Annotated in this window: 7 protein-coding genes; 4 read left to right on the plus strand and 3 right to left on the minus strand. The window is 40.9% G+C overall.

All coding sequences use genetic code 11. The features are described from left to right. Positions 1–171 precede the first annotated feature (171 nt). Complete coding sequence (locus tag QUB35_RS08465) at positions 172–1233, plus strand: hypothetical protein (RefSeq protein WP_333141134.1); 1062 nt, start codon at positions 172–174, stop codon at positions 1231–1233. An 80-nt stretch (positions 1234–1313) separates the two neighbouring features. Here the strand turns inward: QUB35_RS08465 and QUB35_RS08470 are convergent, their stop codons facing one another. Then, positions 1314–2762, minus strand: coding sequence for a DUF5009 domain-containing protein (locus tag QUB35_RS08470; protein WP_333141136.1), 1449 nt, complete (start codon positions 2760–2762; stop codon positions 1314–1316). Between QUB35_RS08470 and QUB35_RS08475 the strand changes: the two genes are divergently transcribed. Continuing rightward, the gene (locus QUB35_RS08475) at positions 2761–2907 is read left to right on the plus strand and encodes a hypothetical protein (RefSeq protein WP_333141138.1); all 147 of its coding nucleotides are present in this window, start codon (positions 2761–2763) and stop codon (positions 2905–2907) included. The two genes, QUB35_RS08470 and QUB35_RS08475, sit on opposite strands and share 2 nt — an antisense overlap. 61 nt (positions 2908–2968) lie before the next feature. Here QUB35_RS08475 and QUB35_RS08480 read toward each other — a convergent pair whose 3' ends face one another. Both QUB35_RS08480 and QUB35_RS08485 read right to left on the minus strand, forming a co-directional pair. Next, complete coding sequence (locus tag QUB35_RS08480; protein WP_333141140.1) at positions 2969–3895, minus strand: polysaccharide deacetylase family protein; 927 nt, start codon at positions 3893–3895, stop codon at positions 2969–2971. Positions 3896–4063: 168 nt separating this feature from the next. After that, positions 4064–4282, minus strand: coding sequence for a hypothetical protein (locus QUB35_RS08485; protein WP_333141142.1), 219 nt, complete (start codon positions 4280–4282; stop codon positions 4064–4066). 136 nt (positions 4283–4418) lie between these two features. Here QUB35_RS08485 and QUB35_RS08490 point away from each other — a divergent pair, with 136 nt between their 5' ends. Beyond that, positions 4419–5147, plus strand: a complete 729-nt coding sequence (locus QUB35_RS08490; protein WP_333141144.1) for a glycosyltransferase — start codon at positions 4419–4421, stop codon at positions 5145–5147. Beyond that, positions 5140–5916 (plus strand): polysaccharide deacetylase family protein, encoded by a 777-nt coding sequence (locus tag QUB35_RS08495; protein WP_333141146.1) that lies wholly within the window; start codon positions 5140–5142, stop codon positions 5914–5916. The genes QUB35_RS08490 and QUB35_RS08495 overlap by 8 nt, the downstream gene beginning before the upstream one ends. Positions 5917–6000 lie beyond the last annotated feature (84 nt).

Consider the following 6000-nt stretch of genomic DNA (forward strand, 5'->3'; position numbering starts at 1 on the left):
AAGTCAGTACCTGAGCTATAACTCAGGCTATGACTATTATACAGTCAGGGATGAAAGGGCGCACTTTTCTCCAACCTTTCCAGAATCTCAGGCCACACGCCCGTAACACGATCGCAGGTACGATCGCCTATAATCGAAACTAGCCAAACTCTCATCAGTTGAGAAACCGCCATGAGTCAAGACAAGGAAGAAATTAGCTATTCAGAGAAAACAGAACGTCTCAGAGTTATCGGTCAGTTTATCAAAACTGTGACACCGATGATTTGGACGATCGTAATTTTAGTAGTCATCATTCCCCTATTAGGTAACTTTCTAATTTCCCAGTCACTAACAAATACCGGAACCACAGCAGTTGTAGTCTCCCCGCCACACGATTTCAGCAAAGTCAACCAAGACATTAAAAACGCCATCCAAAAATCCCATATAACAGCCGAAACTTTCGCATCCAAAGAATTGGACAAATGGGAAACCGAAGTAATCGCGCGGGTTGACAACAGTTTCCTCGATTGGTACTTTGATTACTTCACTCAAAAAAAGATGGAGTTTACCGTACCTTTTAACTTCGTGAAATCTGCCGTACTCAACAGATTTGATATGACAGCAGCATCTCAAGCTGTTTCCGAAAAATTAACTGAAGACTTTCAAAGAGAATTTGCTAACCGCGTTCTGGCACCCAAAAATGCTCAACTGCGATTTCAATTAATCACTCAAGATACTGCTAATTTGTATATATCAGAAGTTAGCAAGAATGTGAAAGTAGTTCAAAACAGTTATAATATACCGCAAGTACAGTGGGACAAATATCTGAACGATATTGCTACTACAATTAGCGATAAAGGAAATGTCTCGAATTTATCATTAAAAGTATTAGTTGGCGGTAGCGGTTACTTAGTGGCTAAACCCTTAATTTTGGGAGTAGCAGCTAAAGTTGGTAGTAAAGTTACGGCAAAAGTTGCCAGCAAAGCGGCCGCCAAGGTAGCCACAAAAACAGGCGGTACAGTCGCTAGTCAGTTGGGAGTAAGTTTAATAGACCCGATTGTCGGCATCGGGATTATCATCTGGGATTTGTGGGATTATAATCACACAGTCAAAGTAGAAAGACCGATTTTGCGGGAACACATTGTAGAATACTTGAAAGATGTCAAAAAGTCCCTGCTCACAAATCCTGAAAGCGGAATCATGGCAGCAATTTATCAGTTGGAAAGCGGTATTTTGAAGTCGCTCCAATCTTAATATTTTCGTAGAGAGGACGGAAGTCCTCTCCCTTAGTTTGAATCAATAAAAACTAAACTTATTACTACAAACCTCAAAATTTATGTCCTCAAGAACAGTTTAAACCTCGTACACACTACGACAATTAACGCCAGAATAATCGTATATCCCAACCCCCTCAAAAACCCCATAAACGGATTGGTTGAAGTCATCTCAATAATCACCGGTTCCAATTTACTTAAAACCAGAATAGGCCAGATAATATTCGCAAATCCTGCATAGCCAATCATCGGATTCACCCCGTTATCAATAAACAACTGCAAAAACCATTTTCTGTGAAACACATCGATAATTATAATCAACCCAATCAACAGCAAAGTAGCCATTCCAGCGGTTAAAAACAAGTAACTCATCGTCGCTGAATCTTTCTTGATGCCGCCTTCATAAGGCTCAAACAGCAAACCCAAAACCACCCAATAAAACCCCCATTTGTAAAGGCGGTTTAATAAATTTTCTGTGACATTCCCTGGCTTTCTCAACAAAACCAAAGCGCAGAAACACAGCACCACCGTCACTAATGCAGTCTGCCATACCCATCTAGCTTGCAGTCCAATTAACAATACTAAATTGACAGTAAACATCAAAACCATAATGCTGAAATAGCGCCAACTCTTCCAGCTAGCATAACTCGCCTCTTCCGGCGAAGAATACTCTATCCACCGACCCAGCAAATCCCCCACAATCGTACCGGGAATCACCACAAACAAATACTTTAAATAATCAAATTGAAACAGCCAAGGTGCAGGAGAGTACCGCCAAACTAAATTAATCCAACCGTCAGTCTGAGAAGACAGTCGCGCCGCCAACAGCAAACCCAAAAATCCCACTCGCAACCACATATTTGAACGAGTAAAAAACCAAATTAGCGAGCCGAAAACGGCCATATTTGCTAGTACCATCAAGATAATATCGCTACGGCTAACTAAAAATCCTACACCGTTGGGATATTTGATCTGAGATACGAAGCCAATCCCGGCACTCCAAGCAGCAAGGGTTAAGGATCTCCGCCGCCACACAGACCACCTGGACGGCCAGCGAACATACATTAAAAATAATATTAAAAATCCAAACAATGCCATCCACCACTTCTGCGGGATGGAGGCGTCTGGGTTAATTATAGTCGGGCGAATGTGCTGGAGAAATATCGCAAATGACGCTAACAAAAAGCCTCTTTGCAAAATAGATAAAATCACTTTTTTTGTATCCCATCCCTTGGCGATGCGGCGTGACAAAGCTAGCGGTATCGCAGCCCCCATTGCAAACAAAAAGAAGGGGAAAACCAAATCAACCCAGGTTAATCCCGGCAGTTTGTTATTAAAAATGTGATCCGGCGGTGGCAGTTGGGCGTGATACATCCACGCCGGCAATGTTTTCCGGGCTATTGTACCGGATAAAACCATCGCTAAAACTGCTAGTCCGCGCAGGGCATCCAGCGCGTCTGCGCGTTGGGAAACGGCAGCAACTGCTAAACTATTTTCTTGTTTCACCATGTCTTTTACCTCTGATGTTGGGGATTCTAATTTATATCAAGTAGGGTTGGTTGACCGCAAGATATCGGCCGGGGCGGGTTTACTGGAGTTGTTGCGATTTTTGATAGATAATGGTGAACCTAACCCGGAGGGGAATAACGGTTAATTTACGGGACAGGATATTACTACACATCTTTTTTGTTCTAAAATAATAGAATCTCTCCGGCTTATTTGCCAATTAATTTGTGCAGCCAGCTTCCTGAAGCTAGGTTGCTGAGTCTTTTTGCGGAGTATTTTTTATTGACTGTTAACCTCGAAATTCGGTATTTATTGGGTGGAAAAAACCACAGTTTTAATTTTGAAGTGTCGTACAAGTATCCTGATGAGAAATATTTGGCAACGTATTTGTCAACTTGTTTGTTGACAGCGCCAAACGGGTAGGCTATGTGTGAGGCGACTGTTCGATTTGGGTCTAAATCTTGGGTGCATTTCCTCAATCTAATTTGATCTTCAGATAATTCTCGGTCTAATGCGGTCAGAGACATTTTTGTTAACTTTTGGTGATTCAGTCCGTGGGATTGAATATCATAAAAACCTTTTTGCATTCCGTCTCTCAAGTCTTGACAAGTTACTTTTTTTATGAGCGAGTCATGATGACCGAAGAAGCCGGAGTTGATAAATACAACTACTTTGGTTTTTTTGCCGTATTTATTTTCGAGTGTTTCTAAAATCGGTAGTAAGTGCGTAGAAATGCTTTTATTTCCGTCGTCAAAAGTAATCATGACTTTTGGGCGATCGCGATATTCACTCGGCATCGGCTTTTTGGGATTGGCTATGAAATACTTGTAAAGCTCTTGGGATGACAAAAACCAATAGTTATGGCTAACTAAATAATCTAAAAAAGCTTCCAAGTTTTGCTGGCTGTAGTCGCCGGGAAATTCTCGCCGCAGCGGCGGTATTTCCTGGGGATTCTGAATGTCAACAATATCGTGAAAGCCGAAAATCGGAATTTGTACTGTGATGATTTCTAAGATTACTTGATAAGTGATGCAACTTAGGATGAATGCTAGTAAAAAGCTAATAATGCGTTTTTTTCGGAGCGTAATACCCTGTTGAAAATACTCCGGCAATTTGTTAACTAAATAATTTACCATTGACAATTACAACCTCATGAGGTAAAAGGTTCGGGGGAGAGTAAGAGGGTTTTTCGGGCTGCTGGAAGAATCTAGATTGTCGATCGCCCGCGTTTTCCGTAAAGATAAGCTGGATCAACTCCAGCATGATACAATTTGTCTCGATCGCACTTATCCGGCAACCCCCGTTCACACTTGACAAATGGTGCTAGAGGAGTGGCGATCGTCCCCTTGCTCAAAAATCATCATTTGAGATAGATTAGCCAGTATGGGCGGGGCGATGGCAACAATTCCGACAGCACCCTCCAACCCCGAAACTGCCCGCTGTTCAAAGGTTCCAAAAAGTCCAACTTCGCTTTGCACTTTCAAGGCGAAGTTGAAGTCAATTTTCTCCTCCGCAGTTAACAATACCTCTCCCCGCCAGAAATTTTATCTGTAAATTTTATCTGTAAATTTTCCTGTAAAATTTTATCTGTAATTTTTTTACTTGTGATTTACGTCCCGAGGTGGTAGCATATTTTACCTAAAGCCCGGTGCAACAACCATGATGAAGATAGCGGTAATTCTGCCTGTTTACAACGAAGCAAATTGCATAGCCCAAACCTTTGACATAATTTTAGAATTTTCTCAAAAAAATCATGGTTACAATTTTATTATTGTTAATGACGGCTCGACCGACAATACACTGCCAATTCTCGACGACAAACTCAAAACTTTCCCCACACATCACATCAAACTAATTTCTTACAGCAACCGTCAAGGCAAAGGATATGCCGTCAAAAAAGGCAGCGAATCTGTAAACGCCGACTGCATTTGCTTCATGGATGGCGACTTAGCATACTCCCTCGAACACCTCGAACCCTTAGTCAAAAAATTAGACGAATTTGATGTCGTAATTGGTTGCAGAAACCTCGATAGAGAAAACTTCCGAAATCTTACCTTACTCCGAAAAATATCCGGCAAAATATTTAACTGGATTTCTAGAAAAATTCTGAATCTCCCATATAGAGATATGCAAGCCGGACTCAAAGGATTTAACAAAATACCAGCTCAAGAAATATTTAAATACCAAACAATTACTGGCTTTTCATTTGATGCGGAACTGCTTTTTTTAGCAAAAAAAAGAGGATATACCATTGGTGAAATTCCCGCCAAAGTTGCCCAGCACCACATCTACAAAAAATCTCAAGTCAATATATTCAAAGATTCGCTAAAAATGCTGCTCTGCTTATTTAAAATTAGAGCCAACGACCGCGCAGGCTACTATGAATAAATCAATTTTGTTGAGCTTTGATATAGAAGAATTTGACATCCCCGAAGAATACGGTCAACCCCTGGAATCCGAGCTCAAGTTTGAAATTTCTAATCGAGGATTGTCAAAGATTATTGCACTTCTAGAAAAATTAGATATTACAGCCACATTTTTTGTTACAGCTAACTTTGCACTCCACAACCCAGATACAATCAGAGAAATTTCACAACACCATGAAATCGCATCCCACGGCTTTTACCACTCTCAATTTTGCCTAGAAGATTTACAGAAATCTAAACAAACCTTAGAACAAATAACTAATACTCAAATCACTGGATTCAGGATGGCAAGACTTCAGCCCGTTGACGACGCAGACATAGAAAAGGCAGGCTACGAATACAACTCATCAATGAATCCAACTTACATCCCCGGCAGATACAACAACCTATCTAAACCCCGAACTGCATATTATACGAATAAACTGCTCAACCTTCCCATTTCAGTCACTCCTCTGATCAGATTTCCTTTATTTTGGTTGAGCTTTAAAAACTTCCCCCTCTCAATGATAGAATTAGCAACCCAACTAACCCTAGAAACCGACTCTTATCTGAACATCTACTTTCACCCCTGGGAATTCACAGATATTTCCCAGTTTAAATTACCCGGTTACGTCAAAAAAGACTCAGGCAGCAAAATGGTTGACAAACTAGAAAAATACCTCACAAAGCTGAAAACCCAAGGCAAATTTATTTCTATTTCAGAATTTAAGCACAACTTCAGTCAACCTTAGAGCAAATAGGGAGCATCTCATATTTGTAAAAATACTTCTTCTGGCTCCTTCCTTCTTCTGGCTCCTTCCTTCTTCCTCTTTCCT

The organism is Microcoleus sp. B13-B6 (assembly GCF_036705405.1).
GTDB lineage: Bacteria > Cyanobacteriota > Cyanobacteriia > Cyanobacteriales > Microcoleaceae > Microcoleus.